Origin of the sequence: Paracidovorax konjaci, from assembly GCF_900112675.1 — a bacterium.
Taxonomy (GTDB): domain Bacteria; phylum Pseudomonadota; class Gammaproteobacteria; order Burkholderiales; family Burkholderiaceae_C; genus Paracidovorax; species Paracidovorax konjaci.
The window spans coordinates 36,591-55,621 of record NZ_FOMQ01000021.1 but is presented as its reverse complement, the minus strand read 5'-3'; the positions used below and the strand labels follow the sequence as shown (position 1 = coordinate 55,621).

The 19,031-nt window shown below is 70.6% G+C and carries 18 protein-coding genes; 2 read left to right on the top strand and 16 right to left on the bottom strand.

Annotation, left to right across the window (positions count from 1 at the left end; genetic code table 11):
• The coding region (locus BM144_RS21195) for a dihydrodipicolinate synthase family protein (protein WP_175526098.1) at positions 1–488 on the bottom strand (488 nt) is incomplete at its 3' end.
• A gap of 214 nt (positions 489–702) precedes the next feature.
• Here BM144_RS21195 and BM144_RS21190 point away from each other — a divergent pair.
• The gene (locus BM144_RS21190) at positions 703–1,761 is read left to right on the top strand and encodes a LacI family DNA-binding transcriptional regulator (protein WP_092957298.1); all 1,059 of its coding nucleotides are present in this window, start codon (positions 703–705) and stop codon (positions 1,759–1,761) included.
• Between the two features lie 12 nt (positions 1,762–1,773).
• Here the strand turns inward: BM144_RS21190 and BM144_RS21185 are convergent, their stop codons facing one another.
• From BM144_RS21185 to BM144_RS21150, 8 genes are all read right to left on the bottom strand, one after another.
• A complete protein-coding gene (locus BM144_RS21185) occupies positions 1,774–2,013 on the bottom strand; it encodes a hypothetical protein (protein WP_092957295.1) in 240 nt (79 codons plus the stop codon).
• Complete coding sequence (locus BM144_RS21180; protein ID WP_245783761.1) at positions 2,010–2,999, bottom strand: alpha/beta hydrolase; 990 nt, start codon at positions 2,997–2,999, stop codon at positions 2,010–2,012. Before BM144_RS21180 ends, BM144_RS21185 begins: the two co-directional genes overlap by 4 nt.
• Before the next feature lie 75 nt (positions 3,000–3,074).
• Positions 3,075–3,938, bottom strand: a complete 864-nt coding sequence (locus BM144_RS21175; RefSeq protein ID WP_092957292.1) for a DUF429 domain-containing protein — start codon at positions 3,936–3,938, stop codon at positions 3,075–3,077.
• An 11-nt stretch (positions 3,939–3,949) separates the two neighbouring features.
• Complete coding sequence (locus tag BM144_RS21170) at positions 3,950–4,831, bottom strand: EamA family transporter (RefSeq protein ID WP_092957288.1); 882 nt, start codon at positions 4,829–4,831, stop codon at positions 3,950–3,952.
• Between the two features lie 205 nt (positions 4,832–5,036).
• Positions 5,037–5,459, bottom strand: a complete 423-nt coding sequence (locus tag BM144_RS21165; protein ID WP_092957285.1) for a BLUF domain-containing protein — start codon at positions 5,457–5,459, stop codon at positions 5,037–5,039.
• A gap of 1 nt (position 5,460) precedes the next feature.
• Positions 5,461–6,189, bottom strand: a complete 729-nt coding sequence (gene folE, locus BM144_RS21160) for a GTP cyclohydrolase I (protein WP_092957282.1) — start codon at positions 6,187–6,189, stop codon at positions 5,461–5,463.
• Between the two features lie 127 nt (positions 6,190–6,316).
• Positions 6,317–7,561 (bottom strand): cardiolipin synthase ClsB, encoded by a 1,245-nt coding sequence (clsB, locus tag BM144_RS21155; protein WP_092957279.1) that lies wholly within the window; start codon positions 7,559–7,561, stop codon positions 6,317–6,319.
• 77 nt (positions 7,562–7,638) lie between these two features.
• Positions 7,639–8,397 (bottom strand): endonuclease/exonuclease/phosphatase family protein, encoded by a 759-nt coding sequence (locus BM144_RS21150; RefSeq protein ID WP_092957276.1) that lies wholly within the window; start codon positions 8,395–8,397, stop codon positions 7,639–7,641.
• Between the two features lie 111 nt (positions 8,398–8,508).
• Between BM144_RS21150 and BM144_RS21145 the strand changes: the two genes are divergently transcribed.
• Positions 8,509–10,269 (top strand): response regulator, encoded by a 1,761-nt coding sequence (locus BM144_RS21145; protein ID WP_092957273.1) that lies wholly within the window; start codon positions 8,509–8,511, stop codon positions 10,267–10,269.
• Between the two features lie 2 nt (positions 10,270–10,271).
• Here BM144_RS21145 and nudB read toward each other — a convergent pair whose 3' ends face one another.
• The 7 genes from nudB to BM144_RS21110 form a co-directional block, all read right to left on the bottom strand.
• Positions 10,272–10,799: a dihydroneopterin triphosphate diphosphatase gene (nudB, locus tag BM144_RS21140; RefSeq protein ID WP_245783760.1), complete on the bottom strand. Its 528-nt coding sequence runs from the start codon at positions 10,797–10,799 to the stop codon at positions 10,272–10,274.
• Positions 10,796–13,507 (bottom strand): chemotaxis protein CheW, encoded by a 2,712-nt coding sequence (locus tag BM144_RS21135; protein WP_245783759.1) that lies wholly within the window; start codon positions 13,505–13,507, stop codon positions 10,796–10,798. Before BM144_RS21135 ends, nudB begins: the two co-directional genes overlap by 4 nt.
• 127 nt (positions 13,508–13,634) lie before the next feature.
• Positions 13,635–14,444, bottom strand: a complete 810-nt coding sequence (locus BM144_RS21130) for a CsgG/HfaB family protein (RefSeq protein ID WP_434802688.1) — start codon at positions 14,442–14,444, stop codon at positions 13,635–13,637.
• A 94-nt stretch (positions 14,445–14,538) separates the two neighbouring features.
• Complete coding sequence (aspS, locus tag BM144_RS21125; RefSeq protein ID WP_092957271.1) at positions 14,539–16,353, bottom strand: aspartate--tRNA ligase; 1,815 nt, start codon at positions 16,351–16,353, stop codon at positions 14,539–14,541.
• 87 nt (positions 16,354–16,440) lie between these two features.
• Positions 16,441–17,061 (bottom strand): DUF502 domain-containing protein, encoded by a 621-nt coding sequence (locus tag BM144_RS21120; RefSeq protein WP_092957268.1) that lies wholly within the window; start codon positions 17,059–17,061, stop codon positions 16,441–16,443.
• 10 nt (positions 17,062–17,071) lie between these two features.
• Positions 17,072–17,413, bottom strand: a complete 342-nt coding sequence (locus tag BM144_RS21115; RefSeq protein ID WP_092957265.1) for an FmdB family zinc ribbon protein — start codon at positions 17,411–17,413, stop codon at positions 17,072–17,074.
• Between the two features lie 113 nt (positions 17,414–17,526).
• Positions 17,527–18,972 carry a high affinity choline transporter 1 gene (locus BM144_RS21110; protein ID WP_092957262.1) on the bottom strand — a complete coding sequence of 482 codons (1,446 nt, stop codon included), beginning with the start codon at positions 18,970–18,972 and terminating at the stop codon, positions 17,527–17,529.
• Positions 18,973–19,031 lie beyond the last annotated feature (59 nt).

Genomic DNA, 19,031 nt, shown 5'->3' with positions numbered 1-19,031 from the left:
AGGTTGGCATTGCGCTCGGCCAGGCGCGCGAGCGTCTCGGGCGCGAAGCGGCTCTGGCCGCGGTTGTAGACGATGACGCCGAACTTCACGCTCTTGCACACGGCCTCCACGTGGGCGGCCAGGCCTTCCTGGCCCGCTTCGGTGAGGTAGTGCGGCAGCAGCAGGATGCCGTGGGCGCCGGCCTTCTCGGCCGCCTGGGCGCACTGGATGGCGAAGCGGGTCGGGCCGCCCGCGCCGGCGATGATCGGCACCTTGCCGCGGCAGGTCTGCACGGCGGTTTCGATGATGGCGGGGTATTCCTCGGCCGTGAGCGAGAAGAACTCGCCCGTGCCGCCGGCCGCGAAGAGGGCGCTGGCGCCATAGGGCGCGAGCCATTCCAGGCGCTCGGCGTAGCCGCGGGCGTTGAAGTTGCCTTCGCTGTCGAAGTCGGTCAGCGGGAACGACAGCAGGCCGGAGCCCATGATGGTCTTGAGTTCTTGAGGTTGCATGGCAGAGGGCACGAAGCCGGCAAAGGAAAGGACGAACGGGGGAGGAAACCGGCCGATCCGCCGCCGCAGGTCTTCGGGGACCGCGCGGCTTTAGCACTCCAATTTCCAGGAATGGGGCGAATGTTAACGTTAACATCGCCATGGAATAGAGGGTAAACCCTTGAATGCGGGATCCAAAGAAGAGCCGGGGGCGCTTCGCCTAGACTCGGGCCCCATGCCCTCCCGCGCCAGCGCTTCCCCGCGTCCCCCGACGCCCCCCGCCCCCGTTCCATCCTCCAGCGCCCGCGGAGCCGTCACCCTGCGGGAGGTGGCCGAGCGGGCCGGGGTCTCGATGATTACGGTGTCGCGCGTGCTGAAGACGCCCGCGCAGGTGAGCGAAGCCACGCGCGAACGCGTGCAGGAGGCCGTGGCCACGCTGGGCTACGTGCCCAACCTCATGGCCGGCGGCTTGCGCTCGTCGCGCAGCCACCTCGTGATGGCGCTGGTGCCCACCACGCGCGGCCAACTGTTCGGGGAAATGATCCAGTCGCTCACCGACGCGCTGCACGCGCGCGGCTTCCAGGTGATGTTCGGCGAGGTCGGCTACGCGGCCTCGCGCGAAGACGAGCTGCTGCGCGCCATCGTGGGCCGGCGGCCCGACGGCATCGTGCTCACGGGCGTCATGCACTCGCCCGAAGGGCGCCGCCTGCTGCTGGCCTCGGGCATTCCCGTGGTGGAGACCTGGGACACCACGCCCACCCCCATCGACATGCTGGTGGGGCTGTCGCACGAGCGCCTGGGCGAGGCGGTGTGCGCCTACCTGCACGGTCGCGGGCACCGGCAGCTCGCCGTGCTGAGCGGTGACGACAACCGCGCCATGCGCCGCCAGCAGGGGTTCTCCGAAGCGGCCCGACAGCGCGGCCTGCCGCCCCCCGCGGTGCACTGGGGCCCGGCCCCCACCTCGCATGCCGAAGGGCGTACCGGCCTGGCCGCGCTGCTGGAGCGCACGCCGCGCATCGACGCGGTGTTCTGCAGCTCGGACATGCTGGCCCTGGGCGTGCTCACGGAAGCCCGCGCACGCGGCATCTCCGTGCCGGGCGACCTGGCCGTGGTGGGCTTCGGCGACATCGAATTCGCGGCCACCCAGTCGCCCAGCCTGACCACGGTGCGCATCGACGGCACGCGCATCGGCGAGACCGCCGCGCGCTTCATCGCCGACCGCGCCGAAGGCCGTGCGGTGGCCGAGCCGAGCGTGGACATCGGCTTCTCGATCGTGGAGCGCGAGAGCGCCTGAACGGGAGGCGCTTCAGCGCATCGGGATCACGAACACCTTGCGCGGCGCGGTGCAGCCGGCGCCCTCGTAGGGCGGGCCGTCGCGCTCCCAGCCCTCTCCCGGCGAAGCCTGGGCGCACACGCGGCGCCCATCCACCTTGCTGCGCCAGTAGTACCAGGGCGCCGGCGCGGCCCAGGTTTCCAGGGCCAGCAGGGCGGCCACGCCGGCCAGCAGAACGGCGCGCAGGCGGCCACGGGCAGCCGCGCGCGTCATGGCGCGGCCCCCACCGACTGCAGGAAGGCATCCACCGCGGCGGTGTAGCCACCCGGCAGGCCGAGCTGTTCGTTCGTGCCGCGGTGGTCCAGGTCCTGCGGCAGCACCTCGGCGCGCATGCCCAGCGACTGGGCCTGGGCCGCGAGCCGGTAGGCCTGGTCGCAGGCGATGGCCCGGCGGCTGGAGCACACCGCCAGCAGCGGCGGCGCCGCCTGCTGCAGGCGCTGGGCGGGCGAGGCATCGGCCCAGTGCGCGGGGTCCCGGCCGAACGCGCGGTCGTAGAGCGGCGGATGGCGCGCCTGCATGAGGCGCGGCACGTCCATGGCGGCGCTGTCGAGCGCCACCGTGGCCCGCACGGGCTGCGCGCCCGCTGCGTGCTGCAGCGCGGGCGAGGCGGCCAGCAGCGCGACCAGGTGCGCACCGGCCGAGTGGCCCATGGTGACGAAGCGGCCCGGGTCCGCACCCCAGCGCGGCGCGAGGCGCTGCGCTTCGGCCAGCGCCCGGGCCACGTCCTGCACCTGGGCCAGCGGCCCGGCGTCCGGCAGCATGCGGTAGTTGATGGACACCAGCACCGCGCCGCGCGGCACCCAGTGCTCCACCTTGTTGCGCACCACCGTGGCGCCGGACTTGTCGCCATAGCGCCAGGCGCCGCCGTGCACCATGAAGACCACCGGCGCCCCGCGCGGATGCGGCGGCAGGTACACGTCCATGCGCTGGCGCGCATCGGCGCCATAGGGCACGTCGTGCAGGAAGCGCATGCCCGCGGGCGGCGTCCAGGGCGCACCGGAAGGGCCGAAGCCGTCCGCGCGTTCGGCGGCCCGCTCCGCCCGGTCGGCTGCCGCACCGCCGGCCGCGTTCGCGGCCACCGCTGCGCACAGCGCTGCCAGCACCGCACCGGCGCGCAGCGCCCTCTTCGCTCCGACGATCGCTTCGATGGGCATGGAGGCTCCTTTCGCCATGGCGGCATGGGCATGTTCGGTGGGCATTGTGCGATCCGCCTATGAAGCCGGTGCAAAGCGCGGGTATCCGGGCGGCGAAGCACACGGGCCGGGCGGGGATGCTCAGGCCGCGGGAAAGGGCGCGGTGACGATCCAGCCTTCGAGCGGATCCAGGCCGGCGGGCAGGCCGTAGAGCGGGTCGCCCTGCGCATGGCAGCGCGCGGCCCAGGCCGCCTGCACGAGGCACAGCACGGCATCGAGGCTGTCGCCGCTCGCATCGCCGGCCAGCGCATCGCGCTGGGCATGGGTGAGCGCCAGCCGCAGGCCCAGGCGCGTGGCGCCGGCTTCCAGGCCCGCGATGAGGTCCTTGCGCGCGATGAAGCGTTCGGCGGTCTGCCTGGCAGCGTCGTCGCTCTTATAGCTGCGGCGGCCCAGGATCTCGCGCGCCAGCAGGCCGGGGTACGCCTCCAGCGCCACGCGCGCCGGATCGCCCGCCCGCAGGCCCGGCAGGTGCACGCCGGCATCGATCAGCAGCGGAACCCCCGCGTGCAGCATGTAGGCGACCGGCGGGTTCACCCATTTCATCGACGGGCTCGACCCGGCCGGCCCGTCGGTGGCGCGGTGCGCGAACTTGGCCCCCACGGGGCGTGCCGCGCAGAACGCGGCGAACGCATCGCGGATCTGCGGGCGGGCCAAGCCGCGGTAGTGCGCCATGCTGGCCGACCATTCCATCGGCCAGCCGAGCGCCGCCAGCAGGCCGCGCGGCAGCCCGAACGGCAGGTCGAAGCCGCCGACCCAGGCGCCGGGCGCGGCCAGCCAGCGGCCGAAGGAATCCAGCGTCTCGAAACGCTCCAGACCCGCCAGCGACACGCGGCCCCCACGTTCGTGGCCGCGCGCGAGCACGATGGGCTTGCGCCGGCTGGGGCTGCTGGAGAAATCGCAGCCGACGAGCTGCGGGCCAGTCGGTGGTGGTGGGGCGGCGGCCATGCGCGCCGCTCCTAGCCCAGCGCCAGCGCGGCCACGCCGGCCGCGATGAGCACCGCCCCGGCCACGCGGGCCGCGCGGTCGCCTTCGCCGAGCAGGTGCCCGCCGATGAGGGCCGCGAACAGCATCGACACCTCGCGCGCGGGCGCCACGTGCGACATCGGCGCCTGCTGCATCGCGTAGAGCACCAGCACGTAGGCCACCGGGCTCACCGCCGCCACGGCCACGGCGAAGCGCCACTGCGCGCGCCAGAGCTGCCGCGCCGTGGGCACGTCGCGCAGCACGACCGGCGCGAGCAGCGCCACGCGCACGAAGTTGCCCATGTAGTCGATGAGGATGGGCGACATGAGCAGCGCCTTGACGGCATAGCCGTCCACGACCGTGTAGCTGGCGATGAACGCCCCCGTGAGCAGCCCGTAGAGGATGCCCTTGTGCACCCGCGCCCGCGCGACCTGATCGTGCGAGGCGCGCAGCAGCGCCGGCCCGCCCGCGATGAGGAACACCCCGCCCACCACGCCCGCGATGCCCGCCAGCCCCAGCGCGCTGATGTGTTCGCCCAGGAAGGCGATGGCCACGAAGGACGACAGCAGCGGCCCCGAGCCGCGCGCGATCGGGTAGACCACGGTCAGGTCGGCCTTGCGGTAGCCGCGCAGCAGGATCACGTAGTACGCCACGTGCAGCACGCCGCTCGCCGCCACGAAGGCCCATTCGCGCAGGCCCCATTGCGGCACCACGTCCCAGCCCAGCCAGGCGCCGAGCGGGGCCCAGAGGACCATCATCACCGCGGCGGTGAAGAAGGCGAAGCGTGCGTCGCCCCCGGCCTTCTTGGCCACGATGTTCCAGCCCGCGTGGATCAGGCCGGCGAGGATGATGAGGGCGAAGGCGTTGAGGGACACGGGTCAGGAGGGGTTCGGCGCGCAGGGCCGTGCGATGGACGGAACGGGCGGGGCCGCATCCGCCGGAAGGCCGCGGAGCGGGCCATGCCGGCAGACGCCGCGGCGAAGGCCCTGCCCGGCCGCCGGCGCCGGCCCCCTTGCCGCGCGCGAGCGCGGGGAGAAGAGCGAAAGGGGGAAGCGGCGCGGCCGCCCAGCGGGATGCGTGCTATGCCCGGCCGATGATCGAGGCCGTGGCCATCAGCTCTTCGAGCAGCGCGAACGACACCCGGCCCGACACCGAATACGGGTCCAGCTCGGGCTTCTCGGAATAGCGCAGCAGGATCGAGTGGTTGATCTTGCCGAGATTCACCTGCCCCATGGTCCAGCCGCTGAAGCGCCGCTCGTCGATCTCCTCGAAGTGCAGCAGCTCGACATCCTTGTGGCGCGGGTCGCGCTGGATGTGGCCGTAGAGCGCGCTCACGGCCGAGCGTCCGCCCTCGATGGCCTGCAGGAACACGCCGCCGCCGTAGCAGAGCACGCCGGTGATGCCGCAGGCGGAGTTGTGCTGGCGCGACTGGGCCAGGATGGCTTCGATGGCCGCGTTGGAGGTGTCCACCGCGCGGCTGGCGTAGAGCAGGCGTACGAGCATGTCAGTTCCTTCCGGGAATGAGCGAGAGGAATTCCCGGCGCAGCGCCGCGTCCTTCAGGAAGACGCCGCGCATCACCGAGTTCAGCATTTTGCTGTCCATCTCGCGCACGCCACGCCAGGACATGCAGAAGTGGCTGGCCTCCATCACGATGGCCAGGCCGTCGGGCTGGGTCTTCTCCATGATGAGGTCGGCCAGCTGCACCACGGCCTCTTCCTGGATCTGCGGGCGGCCCATCACCCAGTCGACCAGGCGCGCGTATTTCGAGAGGCCGATCACGTTGGTGTGCTCGTTGGGCAGCACGCCGATCCAGAGCTTGCCGATCACGGGGCAGAAGTGGTGGCTGCAGGCGCTGCGCACGGTGATCGGGCCCACGATCATGAGCTCGTTCAGGTGCTCGGCGTTGGGGAATTCGGTGATGGCGGGCTGCCTGGCGTAGCGGCCCTTGAACACCTCGTTGATGTACATCTTGGCCACGCGGCGGGCGGTGTCCTGCGTGTTGTGGTCGCCCTGCGTGTCGATGATGAGGCTGTCGAGCACGCCTTGCATCTTGCCCTCGACCTCGTCGAGCAGCCGCTCCAGCTCGCCGGGCTCGATGAATTCGGAGATGTTGTCGTTGGCGTGGAACCGCTTGCGGGACGCGAGCAGGCGCTCACGGATCTTGACCGAGACGGGCGCGCCGCCTTCGGGGGGCGGGGGGCTGTTCGGATCGTCGGCGAGGTGTGTGAACATGCGCGCGATGGTACCAGCGAAGCCCGGTTCCGGCTCTACAAGGGTTTTCGCATTCATGCCGCCGTATCCATTGAATAGTTTGCTATTAAATCAATAGCAAACCTGCGGAAGTGCAGCCAAACCGGCATCAGTAGCGGTTGCCGGTGACCCAGAGCGCCATGCGCATGAGGGCGAAGGCGACGCGGTCGCGCAGCCGCTGGCCCCAGGGGCGCGCACCGTAGGCCCGGGGGTCCAGCACGCGGCCGGCGTGCTCCATCGCATCGACCAGCCGCGCCCGCAGGTCGGCGGCGAAGGCGGCATCCTCCACCACCACATTGGCCTCGCGCGCCAGCAGCATCGACAGCGGATCGAGGTTGGACGAGCCCACCGTGGCCCACGGGTGCTCGCCGTGCGCATCGATCACCGCCACCTTGGCATGCAGGAAGCTGGGCGCGTATTCGTGGATCTCCACCCCCGCGGCCAGCAGCGCGCCATAGACGGGACGCGCCGCGTGGTACTGCATGAAGTATTCGTAGCGCCCCTGCAGCAGCAGCCGCACGCGCACGCCGCGCCGCGCGGCCATGACCAGCGCTCGCCGCAGCTTGCCGCCGGGCAGGAAATACGCGTTGGCGATGATGATCTCGTGGCGCGCGTTGCCGATGGCGCGGCGGTAGGCGCGCTCGATGCGGCTGCGGTTGCGCAGGTTGTCGCGCAGCAGCAGCCCCGCGCGCGTGCCGGGCACCGTATGGCTGCTGCCGGCCGCATCGCCCGCGCCGCGCGCCAAGCGCTCGGCCTGCCGGGCCTGGGCCGCGGCGCGCAGATCGCGCAGCAGGTCGGCGAGGCGGTGGCGGCGCGCATCGCGCGCGGCCTGCAGGCGCCACCAGATCTGCTCCATGGCCTCGCCGGCCTCCTCCACGAGGCGGCCCTCGGCCCGCACGGCGAAGTCGAAGCGCGGCGCCTCCAGCACGCCGTGGTTGGGGTCGTGCAGGTCGTCCAGCACGTTGATGCCGCCGCAATAGAGCACGCAGCCGTCCACCACGCAGAGCTTGCGGTGCAGCCGCCGCCAGCGCTTCGGGAACAGCAGGCCGAGCGGCCCCAGCGGCGAATACACCTGCATGCGCACGCCGGCTTCCTCGAACCGTTCGGGCCAGGGCGGGCACAGGCGGCCGGTGCCCACGCCGTCCACGACGAGGTGCACGCGCACGCCGCGCCGGGCCGCGCGGATCAGCGCCTCGGCGATGTCGGCGCCGGAGCCGGTGCAGTCGAAGATGTAGGTCTCGAACTGGATGTCCGACAGGGCCGCATCCATGTCCGCGATCAGGGCGGCGAACAGTTCGGCCGAGCCCTGCAGCAGCGCCAGGCGGTGCCCGCCGGCCAGCGGCGGGGGCGCCACAGCGCGACGCCCGGGCAGCGCGAACCGCCGGGGCGGCCGGCCCGGGGGCGCGGCTTCGGATCGGGCGGCCGGCCGGTTCACAGCCGGAACTCGGCGATCAGCGGCAGGTGGTCGGACATGCGCCACCAGATGCGCCCGCGCGGCACGTGCAGCCCCACCGGCTCCATGCCGCGCACGTACACGTGGTCGAGCTGGACCATGGGCAGCCGGGCCGGGTAGGTGAAGGCGCGCGGCGCCTCGTCGTATTCGCGCAGGCCGAACGCCGCCAGCGCGCGCTTGATCTGCTGGCCCCAGTCGTTGAAATCGCCCGCCACCACGAGCGGGGCGCCGGGCGGCACCTCGCGCGCGATGAAGCGCTGCAGTTGCGCCACCTGCCGCACGCGGCTGCCGGCGATCAGCCCCAGGTGCACCACGATGGCATGCACGCGCCGGTCCTGCACGTCGATCTCGACGTGCAGCAGGCCGCGCTGCTCGAACCGGTGGTCGGAGATGTCCTCGTGCTGGTGGCCGATCACGGGCCAGCGCGTCAGCAGCGCGTTGCCGTGCTCGCCCTGGCGCGTGACGGCGTTGGTGCGGTAGACCGCCGCATAGCCCTCGGGCGCGAGGAAATCCGCCTGCGGCATCTCGGGCCAGCGCGCGAAGTGCTGCGCACCGCGGTGGTGCAGCTTGCGCACTTCCTGCAGGCAGACGATGTCGGCATCGAGCTGCTCGACCGCATGGCCGAGGTTGTGGATCTCCAGCCGGCGCGCCGGCCCCAGGCCCTGCACGCCCTTGTGGATGTTGTACGTGGCGACCCGCAGAATGCCGCCGTCGCCCGAGCCGTCCGATGGTTCCATGGCGCGATTGTGGCGCAGGCGCACCGGTACCCCGGGCTTTCACCGCCCGCCGCGCCGGGCGAAAGCCCTACACTGGCCCTCCCACCTCCCAGGCCGCACCGCGGCCCCGCCATGCCCAGCGCCAAAGCCGCAGCCGCTCCCGCCGAATCGCAGGCCCTGGTCATCGACGGCAACGCCACCTCGCGCAGCATCCTCGTGGCGCAGTTGCGCGAATACGGCATCTCGCGCGTGGTGCAGTGCAGCCGGGTGCAGGACGCCCGCGCGCGGCTCGAGCACACCGTGTACGACTACGTGCTCTGCGAGCAGTACTTCCCCGAATCCGGGCAGTCGGGCCAGACGCTGCTGGACGACCTGCGCCGCGCGCAGATGCTCCCCTTCTCGACCGTGTTCTTCATGGTGACCGCCGAGGCCTCGTATGCCGCGGTCGCCGAGGCCGCGGAATCGGCGCTCGACGGCTACCTGCTCAAGCCGTTCACGCCCAGCGCGCTGTTCGAGCGGCTCTCGCTCGCGCGGCTGCGCAAGACCCACCTGCGGCCCATCTTCGACGCGATCGGCGAGGAGGACTTCGAGGGCGCCGCCCGGCTCTGCGTGGAGCGCTTCGAGACCCGGCGCCCGTATTGGCTCTATGCGGCGCGCATCGGCAGCGAACTGCTGCTGCGCCTGGGCCGCCACGACGAGGCCCGCACGCTGTTCGAAGCCGTGATCGAGGCGCGCGCGCTGCCCTGGGCCAAGCTCGGCGTGGCCCGCGCGCAGATCGAGGCCGGCCAGGCGCCGCGCGCCGTGACCACGCTGCAGGGACTCATCGGCGAGGACGCATCGTTCGCCGACGCCTACGACGTGCTGGGCCGCGCGCAGGTGGAGATGGGCCAGTTCGAGGAAGCGCTCGCCACCTACCGCACCGCCGCCCAACTCACGCCCGACTCCGTCGTGCGGCTGCAGAAGCTCGGCATGATGGCCCACTACCAGGGCGACCGCGAAACCTCCGCCAAGATGCTCGCGCGCGCGGCCGTGCTGGGCATCGATTCCAAGCTGTTCGACTACCAGTCGCTGGTGCTGCTCGCCTTCAGCCAGTTCGACGCGCGCGACCGCAAGGGGCTCGAACGCTGCATGGCGGATTTCGGCCGCATCCGAGAGCGCCACCCGTCCAGCGAGCGCCTGCTGCGCTTCGAGAACGTGGTGCGCACGCTGCAACTCATCCTGCAGCGGCAGTTCGCCCAGGCCGTGGCGGAAGTGCGCGCGATGGCGGCCCAGGTCCAGTCCCCCGATTTCGATTTCGAGGCCGCCTGCAACCTCGTGGGCCTGCTGGCCGTGCTGACCAACACTTCCATCGACCTTGCCGAAGCCCCCGGGTGGATCGACACCGTCGGCATGCGCTACGCCAATACCCGCGGCCTGTGCGAGCTGATGGCCAATGCCGGCAGCGCCTGCGCCGCCTATGCGGAAGCCGTGCGCGCGTGCCTTCCGCGTGTCAACCGCATGGCGGAGGAAGCCATCGCCCACAGCCTGGGCGGCGACCCTGCCGGCGCCGTGCGCCAATTGCTCGAACATGCCGGCACCACCCTGAACACCAAGCTGCTGGACCTCGCGCAGCAGGTACTGACGCGCCACGCGGCCAAGCTGGAACCCGATGCGCTCGCCAGCCACCAGGACACCATCGATGCCCTGCGCCTGCGCTGCGGCAGCGCCCCGGCGCGCGCCGTGCTGGGCCAGGGCAGCGAACGCAAACCCGGCGAACTGGTGCTGCGCGCCGGCCGCCCCGGCGGTGCCGCGGACGGAGCCGGCCGGGCCGCGCCGGTGGCGAACACTGACGGCGGCGGCACGGGCCCCGGCGATGCCGACCCCGCCAGCATGCTGCAGCTGCGGCCGGTCTGATCTCAGCCGCGCGGCGCGGGCCCTGCGGCGGGCGGCCGGCGCACCGCATGCGCATGGCGCGGCAGCATCAGGCACGCTTCCGCATTCGACGGAGAAAAGCAGGCCTGCGCCGCATCGCGCCACGGCAGCCAGCGCCACGCGTCGTGCTCGCGCGGGCTGAGCACCACCGCCGTGCCTGCGGGCACGCACAGACCGAACAGGCGCTCCCGGTTGCGCACCACGCCCGGCGCGTAGCGGTGCAGCCACTGTGGCCAGATGTCGTATTCGTTCTCCAGGAACCAGTCGGTGAGCACGTGCCCTGGCGCGCATGCATCGATACCGGTTTCTTCCCGGACTTCGCGGATGGCCGTGGCCTCGAACGGCTCCTCGGGGAAATCCTTGCTGCCCGTGACCGATTGCCAATGCGCGGGACCGCCGCCCGCGCGGCGGATGAGCAGCACGTCCAGCGCGGGCGTGTGGATCACCACGAGCACCGACTCGGGGAGCTTGAAGCCAGGCGCAGGACCCGCCGCCATGCCGGTCCGCGTCATCCGGCGGCCAGCAGCGCCGCCACGTCCAGCGGCTGCGCGGCACCGGCCGCGCCCGCAGCGCACTGCTGCAGCCACGGCGTGCCGATGCGGCACAGCATGCGCTTGGCGGGCCGGTCGCCCTCGACCGGCACCGCCAGCACCGTATCGACGAGCGACGGGCCTTCCAGCGCGCCGGCCGCCGCGCTCCACGGCACGGGCTGCAGTTGCCGCCGGTCCACGTCGAGCATCGGCCCGAGCGCATCCACGCGGAGCGCGAATTCGGCCTGGCGTGCGCCCTCCAGCGGCACGCGCAGCACGATGAGCTGGCGATTGGCATCGGCCTGCCGGGACACCGGCGCGGCAGCCCGCGTGGTGGCCACCAACGTGTGCATGTCCACCACGGGGCAGACATGTTCTCCGATCTGTGCCAGCCCGAGGAACGGCGGGCGCGCACCGCCGGCGTGCAGCACCGCCGCGTCCGGTGCGGCGGCCACGACCTGGGCCGCATCGATGCCGAACCAGTGCCCTGCCGCCATGAACGTGGCCACCTGCAGCGCGAAGCCCGGATCGGCATGCGCAGCGGCAGCCAGCGGCGCGGGCACCGCACCCACGGCTTCCGCGTGCCGGGCGCTGGAGCACAGGTGCCTCAGGACCACGCAGCGCAGGCCATGTTCGTAGCCATCCTCCGTGCGGAACTCCCGATAGCCCTGCCCGAGCGCGACGCCCATGCCGAACCAGTGCCCCTGCACGTCCGCCATGCGTTCGGCCGGTGCAGTGTGCAGCGCCGCCAGGGCCGCCTGCAAAACTCCGGCGTCCGCGCCCGCACCGGCGGGCCCCGCCGACCGCACCACCGCTCCCGCGGCATTCACGAACGCCAGCGCGTCGCGACCGCCCAGGCCGACGGCGCAATCGGCCAGGATCGAGTCGAGCTGCCGCCCCGCATCCCAGACCACGCCCACCCCCCCGAGGATTTCGCCGCCGCGCCCGTGCTCGCCGGCCTGCCGGGGGGCACGCACCGCCGCCGCATAGACGAAGGTCGGGCCGTCCGCATGGAAGCGGCTTGCGGCGTAGTCGCTCACCGTGTAGCTCTGCTCGGACGGCAGTTGCAGGCACCGCGCCACCCAGGGCTCGTCCAGCACCGTTCCCACATGGTGCGCATGCGCCGGCTGGGAGACCGCGACCACCCGGCCCCCGCGGTCGAACAGCACCAATCCGCTGTAGACGGTGTAGAGCGCGTTGATCTCCCGCAGCACGGCGGCCGAGGCGTCGCCATCGGCGGTTCCCGCGGCCAGCGTGTCGGCGAACTGCGGGGCCAGGGCCCACCAGCGGCAATCGTTCGCGCGTTCGTACAGGTTGCGGTCGAGGATCTGCATCGCCAGCAGGCCGCGGCTTTGCGCATCGCTCAGCAGCGAGCGCGTCGCCACGCCGTACAGGCCCTCGAGCGCGGCCGAGAACACGCGGGCGGTCCGGCGCGCCGTCGCCCCGATTTCCGACAGCAGGGCGCGCGCGAAGCCCCGCTCGCGCGATGTGGCCTCCGAGCCTCCGATCTGCTCCAGGTCCAGCAGGCCATTCCAGACCGAGCGCTCCAGGGCCGACTGGATCGCGGCGGACCGCACGGGAATGCCGCGCAGGCCCTCGGACAGGAGTTCGGCCTGCCCCGCCGCTCCGGCCCGCTCCCCGGACAGCTCCATGGCGTCGTCGAAGGCACCATCCAGCGGCAACAGGGCCACCCCTCGCCAGCCGGGCCCGCCGTACCCCTGGAACCCCTGCGTGGGGCGCGCCACGAGCAGGTAGCGGCGCCCCATGTGCCGCACCACCTGGCCACCGGCCGGCGCGCCGTCGGCGGCCTCGGGCACGCGCCACCCCACGGGCAGCTGCAGCAGGTCGCTCGACGCGAGGATCATCCCCTGTGCGTCGGCCAGCGCCAGCACCGCGTCGACGGCGTGCCCTCCTCCGCCTTCCGTCGCGCCCTGGAGCGAGGCGAAGATGGCGGGCATCTCATCGGCCAGCCGGAATTCCAGGCACAGCACGCCCACGGCCTGGCCCTGGTGCACCACGCGGCGGGCATAGACGAGCGTCTGCGCATCCTGCGCGCTGAAGCCGTGGCGGCCGTAGTGCTCCACATAGGCGGCGTCGCTGCCGATCACGCCGCGCAGAAAGGCCATGTCGCGCGCGGGGGCCCCTTCCTGCGCCGCATCCTCCAGGGCGCCGTCGCTGCCGGCGGGCCGCAGGCTCGCGCGCAGCACACCGTGCGCATCGAAAAGGAAAATGCCGCCATAGACGGTGTATTTGTCGGCGTAGGAGCGCAGCCGCGCTTCGATCTGCCGGCGGGCTTCGGCGCCGGCGTCAGCGTCGGCGCGTCCTTCGGCAAGGTAGTGCGTCAATGCGCTGTCGGTCGCGAAGAAGCCGATGTCGGCCGTGCGCTCGAAAAGGTTGCGCACCAGCACGTCGATGCAGATCTGTGCCCGGGTGGTGAGGTCATCCAGGCGGTTGCGGAGCGCTTCGCCCGCCAGCCCGTGCATCAACTCCTGCGACAGCGCGGCGAAATCCTTGCGGGCCCGCGCCAGGTCGCTGCCCGACGATGCCTTGGAGGACAGCAGCGACAGCGACGACAGCAGCGCCAGGTGGTCCCAGGCGCCTTCGACAAGCCGCAGTTCCTGCCGCTGCTGCTGCGCGGTGGGCATGTAGCGCAGCCAATCCTCCGGGGACAGGGTCAAGGATGAAGACACGGTGCGAGGCTCCCATCAAGCAGGCCTGCCGACGACAATCGGCAAAAGCCGCAAAAATGTAAGCAAATCTTGCGCCTGCTGTCGAGCCGAAATTATCGGTTTTCCATCGGATCGATCGCGCGGGGCATCAGCCGGCCGGCGGCTTGCGGACCGCCACGGGCGGCGGCATGTCCTTGGCCTGCAGGGCACGCACCTGGGTCACGAGCTGGTTGTGCGCATCGAGGAACGCCGCGGCGATCACCTTGCCCTCGTTGGTGTTGCTCCAGCCCGCGCCCGCGCCGCCCCCCAGCCGGCCGATCACCAGGCCGCCGACGCCCAGGTCGGTGGTGCGCGCGGACCCGGTGGCGGCCGCCACCTGCTCCGTGGTTTCGTTGTCGGAGAGCAGCAGCGCGGTCTGGGCCTCCTTGAGCTTCACCTGCTCCGCGAGCCCGATGAGGCCGGCCATGTCGCGCAGCACCGGGATCATCGCGAGGATGCCGCCGATGCCCCGCCCTGCGTTCTGCTCGCTGAAAGTGAGGCTCGGCGTGAGCGTGTACTGTGCCTCGTAGCCGCGGCCCTTGTGGACCGTGGTGTCCTTGCGCAAGACACCTGCGTCGCGCAGATCCTGCTCCTGCACCGTGCCGCGCAGGCCGGCGGCCCGGTCCACGACGCGGAAACAGCCGCTTTGCTGGGCGAGCAGCTTGACGAGGGGCACGGGCGAGGCCGGAAGCTGGTAGCCCGAACCCATGACATAGCCGTTCGGGTTCTCGGCCAATGCCAGCGTGGCGACCGGGGCATCGCAGCGCACCAGCTCGCGCGCGGCGTTCTGCGCGCCCTGCGGCCCGGCCGAGCCACTGACCACCGAGCCCCCCTGCCCCAGTTCGGTTTTCTTCTCACCGCAGGCGGCCAGAGCCAGCGCTGCGATCCCGACCACCATCACCTTCCGGTCCATCCGCATGGGAAAGGCCCCTTCCATGAAAAATGGCAGAAGCCCGGGAAGGCCTCTGCCATGAAAACTCCATCGGCGGGTTGCCGTGTTGCCGTCGCCGCGATCAGGCGGTCTTGGCGGCGTCCAGGTTGCGCAGGCGGATGTGCAGCTCGCGCAACTGCTTTTCGTCCACGGGGCTGGGCGCCTGCGTGAGCAGGTCCTGCGCACGCTGCGTCTTCGGGAAGGCGATCACGTCGCGGATCGACTCGGCGCCCGTCATCAGCGTGATGAGGCGGTCGAGGCCGAAGGCCAGGCCGCCATGCGGTGGCGCGCCGTACTGGAGCGCATCCAGCAGGTAACCGAACTTGGCGCGGGCGTCCTCGGGCGTGAGCTTGAGGGCGGTGAAGACCTTGCTCTGCACGTCGGCACGGTGGATCCGCACCGAGCCGCCGCCCAGCTCCCAGCCGTTCAGCACCATGTCGTAGGCCTTGGCGAGGCAGCGGCCCGGGTCGGTGTCCATGAGGTCTTCATGGCCGTCCTTGGGGCTGGTGAAGGGGTGGTGCACCGCGACCCAGCGCGCATCGTCCTCGTCGTATTCGAACATCGGGAAGTCCACCACCCAGAGGGGGGCCCAGACGTTCTCGAACAGGCCGTTCTTCTTGCCGAACTCGCTGTGGCCGATCTTCAGGCGCAGAGCACCGATGGCGTCGTTGACGACCTTGATCTTGTCGGCGCCGAAGAACAGCAGGTCGCCGTCCTGCGCGCCGGTGCGCTTCAGGATCTCGGCGATGGCGGCATCGTGGATGTTCTTCACGATGGGCGACTGCAAGCCGTCGCGGCCCTTGGCCAGCTCGTTGACCTTGATGTAGGCCAGGCCCTTGGCGCCGTAGATCTTCACGAACTCGGTGTAGGCATCGATCTCGCCGCGCGAGAGGCCGCCGGTTTCGCGCGCGCCGCCGGGCACGCGCAGCGCCACCACGCGGCCGCCCTGCATGTTGGCGGCACCGGAGAAGACCTTGAAGTCCACATCCTTCATGACCTCGGTGAGTTCGGTGAACTCCAGCTTCACGCGCAGGTCGGGCTTGTCGGAGCCGAAGCGGTAGGCGGCATCCTGGTAGGTCATGATCGGGAATTCGCCCAGGTCCACGTCCAGCTGCGTCTTGAACACCTCGGTGACCATGCGCTGGAAGATCGCGCGGATCTCTTCCTCACCCAGGAACGAGGTCTCGCAGTCGATCTGCGTGAACTCGGGCTGGCGGTCGGCGCGCAGGTCTTCGTCACGGAAGCACTTGGTGATCTGGTAGTAGCGATCGTAGCCTGCCACCATCAGCATCTGCTTGTAGAGCTGGGGCGACTGCGGCAGCGCGAAGAACTGGCCGTCGTGCACGCGGCTGGGCACGAGGTAATCGCGCGCGCCTTCGGGCGTGCTCTTGCCGAGCATGGGGGTCTCGATGTCGATGAAACCTTCCTTGTCGAGGAAGTTGCGCACCTGGATCGCCGTCTTGTAGCGCAGCATCAGGTTGCGCTGCATGTACGGACGGCGCAGGTCCAGCACGCGGTGCGTGAGGCGCGTGGTTTCCGAGAGGTTCTCGTCGTCGATCTGGAACGGCGGCGTGACCGAGGGGTTGAGCACGTTCAGCTCATGGCACAGCACTTCGATCTTGCCGCTCTTGAGGCTGTCGTTGGTGGTGCCTTCGGGGCGCGCACGCACCAGGCCCTTGATCTGCACGCAGAACTCGTTGCGCACGTCCTCGGCCGTCTTGAACATCTCCGCACGGTCGGGGTCGCACACCACCTGCACGTTGCCTTCGCGGTCGCGCAGATCGATGAAGATCACGCCGCCATGGTCGCGGCGGCGGTTCACCCAGCCCGCGAGGGTGACGGTTTGGCCCATCAGGGCTTCGGTGACGAGACCGCAATAGTGGGAACGCATGGCCATCGGAGATTCTTCCTGCGCCGCAAGGGGCGCGACTGGGGGACGGGTTCCACGCGCCGGAGCCGGGGCGCGGCGCGGTGGGAGGGTTTTCTACTTGGGATCGTTGAGCACGGGGTCCGGAGGAGCCACCACGCCCATCGACACGATGTACTTGAGCGCGGCATCGACGGTCATGTCGAGTTCGATGCAGTCGCTCTTGCGCAGGATCACGAAATAGCCGCCGGTCGGGTTGGGCGTGGTCGGCACGTAGACGCTGACGTAACCGTCCCGCAGGTAGGCGGCGACTTCACCGCTGGGCGTTCCGGTGATGAAGGCCACGGTCCAGACGCCTTCGCGCGGCCACTGCACCAGCACGGCGGTGCGGAAGGCATTGCCGCTCTCGGAGAACAGCGTGTCCGACACCTGCTTCACGCTCGAATAGATCGAGCGCACCACGGGGATGCGGCTCACGAGCCGGTCGCCCCATTCCACCAGCTTGCGGCCGGCGAAATTGCTCGCCAGCGCACCCACGGTGAGCAGGATGGCGAACGTGAGCAGCACGCCGAAACCGGGGATGTGGAAGCCCAGCAGCCGGTCGGGCTGCCAGTTCTCCGGGAGGATCTGCAGGGTCTGATCGAGCGTGCTGATGATCCAGTGCAGGACCCAGGCGGTGATCACGCCGGGCACGATCACCAGCAGACCCGTGAACAGCCATTTGCGCAAAGCGGACATCGAACGGCGTTCAGCTCTTGGACGAAGGAGCGGCCGGGGCCGCGGCGGAGGAAGCGGGAGCAGCGGCCGGCGCGGGCGCCGCCGCACCGGCAGGCGCCGGAGCGGTCGCAGGCGCTGCCGCGGCGCCGCCTGCGCTGTCGGCAGCCGGTGCCGGGGCTGCGGCGCTGTTGCCGCCGCGGAAATCGGTCACGTACCAGCCCGAGCCCTTGAGCTGGAAGCCCGCAGCCGTGACCTGCTTGGAGAAGGCCTCGGCGCCGCAGGCGGGGCAGACCGTGAGAGGGGCGTCGGACATCTTCTGCAGCACATCCTTGGCATGGCCGCAGGCGCCGCATTTATAGGCATAGATAGGCATTTTTACCGGGCTCTTCGAAGCGCAAAGAAGGGTTTGCAAAACCTTCAATTATAGGCAGGCGTGCCCGGCGCCTCGCGGGCGCCCGCCTGCCCGCGCCTTCGCGGGCCCCGGCATCACTCCGCGGCCACGACGCGGTGGTGCGATCCACGGCGGTTGCCCAGCCATTGCGGCGCGAGCGAGCCGGCCACCATGCCCACCGCGGCGGCCAGCACACCGGCCAGTTGCGCCGGAAACACGGCGCCAACCGGCAGCGCGATGAACGCCAGCCAGAAACCCAGCCCCAGGACGATGGCGCAAAGCGCGCCCTGCGTGGTGGCCCGCTTCCAGTAGAGGCCGAACACCAGCGGAACGAAAGCCCCCACGAGCGGCACCTGGTACGCCCCCGACACCAGTTCATAGATGGAGGTGCCCTGCATGCGGATCGAATAGGCCAGCACGAGCAGGCTGAAGACCAGCGTGCTGATGCGCATCGTGCGCAGGTGCTCGCGGTCGGAGACCGACGGGCGGAACTGGCGCCAGATGTTCTCGGTGAAGGTGACGCTGGGCGCCAGCAGCGTGGCCGAAGCGGTGGATTTCAGCGCCGACAGCAGGGCCCCGAAGAAAAGCACCTGCATCACGAAGGGCATCTTCTCCAGCACCAGCGTGGGGAGCACCTTCTGCGGATCGTCCTTGAGCAGCGCAGCCGTCTCGTTGGGCATGATGAGCAGTGCGCTGGCCACGAGGTACATCGGGACGAACGCGAACAGGATGTAGCAGATGCCGCCGATGACGGGCCCTCGCGTCGCGGCCTGGATGTTGTTGGCGGACATCACGCGCTGGAACACGTCCTGCTGCGGGATCGAGCCGAACATCATGGTGATGCCGGCGGCGATGAAGAACACCACGTCATGGAACTTCGGCTCCGGCAGGAAGCGGAACAGATCGCGGCTCGCCGCGAAGTCGATCACCTTGTCGGCACCGCCCGCCATCTGGCCCGCGAACACCGCGATGACGGCCAAACCCACCACGAGGATGATCATCTGGATGAAGTCGGTCACGGCCACCGACCACATGCCGCCGAAGAGCGTGTAGGCCAGGATGGAGACCACGCCGATCGTCATGCCCACGGGCATGCTCACCGCGCCGCCGGAGAGCAGGTTGAACACCAGCCCCAGCGCAGTGACCTGCGCCGCCACCCAGCCCAGATAGCTCAGCATGATGATGAGCGAGCAGATGATCTCCACCGCGCGGCCGTAGCGCTCGCGGTAGTAGTCGCTGATGGTCAACAGCGTCATGCGGTAGAGCTTGGCGGCGAAGAACAGCCCCACCAGGATCAGGCAGAAGCCGGCGCCGAACGGATCTTCCACCACGTTCCCCAGGCCGCCCTCGATGAACTTCGCGGGTATGCCCAGCACCGTCTCCGAACCGAACCAGGTCGCGAACGTGGTGGTGATGATCATGTAGAGCGGCAGGTGCCGGCCCGCGATGGCGAAATCCGCCGCGTTCTTCACGCGCTTGGCGGCCACCAGCCCGATGGCGATGGTGATCAGCAGATAGACGATGACCAGGGTCAGCAGCACGGCACGCTCCTCGATGTCGCGAAGTGATGGATTGCGGAAAAGAAAAGAACGGAAAAAAG

Excerpts from the sequence above, each read along its gene's own strand:
- BM144_RS21190 (WP_092957298.1), top strand. The coding sequence starts at position 703 with ATGCCCTCCCGCGCCAGCGCTTCCCCGCGTCCCCCGACGCCCCCCGCC.
- BM144_RS21185 (WP_092957295.1), bottom strand. The coding sequence starts at position 2,013 with ATGACGCGCGCGGCTGCCCGTGGCCGCCTGCGCGCCGTTCTGCTGGCC.
- BM144_RS21180 (WP_245783761.1), bottom strand. The coding sequence starts at position 2,999 with ATGCCCACCGAACATGCCCATGCCGCCATGGCGAAAGGAGCCTCCATG.
- BM144_RS21175 (WP_092957292.1), bottom strand. The coding sequence starts at position 3,938 with ATGGCCGCCGCCCCACCACCACCGACTGGCCCGCAGCTCGTCGGCTGC.
- BM144_RS21165 (WP_092957285.1), bottom strand. The coding sequence starts at position 5,459 with ATGCTCGTACGCCTGCTCTACGCCAGCCGCGCGGTGGACACCTCCAAC.
- folE (WP_092957282.1), bottom strand. The coding sequence starts at position 6,189 with ATGTTCACACACCTCGCCGACGATCCGAACAGCCCCCCGCCCCCCGAA.
- BM144_RS21150 (WP_092957276.1), bottom strand. The coding sequence starts at position 8,397 with ATGGAACCATCGGACGGCTCGGGCGACGGCGGCATTCTGCGGGTCGCC.
- BM144_RS21145 (WP_092957273.1), top strand. The coding sequence starts at position 8,509 with ATGCCCAGCGCCAAAGCCGCAGCCGCTCCCGCCGAATCGCAGGCCCTG.
- nudB (WP_245783760.1), bottom strand. The coding sequence starts at position 10,799 with ATGACGCGGACCGGCATGGCGGCGGGTCCTGCGCCTGGCTTCAAGCTC.
- BM144_RS21130 (WP_434802688.1), bottom strand. The coding sequence starts at position 14,444 with ATGCGGATGGACCGGAAGGTGATGGTGGTCGGGATCGCAGCGCTGGCT.
- aspS (WP_092957271.1), bottom strand. The coding sequence starts at position 16,353 with ATGGCCATGCGTTCCCACTATTGCGGTCTCGTCACCGAAGCCCTGATG.
- BM144_RS21120 (WP_092957268.1), bottom strand. The coding sequence starts at position 17,061 with ATGTCCGCTTTGCGCAAATGGCTGTTCACGGGTCTGCTGGTGATCGTG.
- BM144_RS21115 (WP_092957265.1), bottom strand. The coding sequence starts at position 17,413 with ATGCCTATCTATGCCTATAAATGCGGCGCCTGCGGCCATGCCAAGGAT.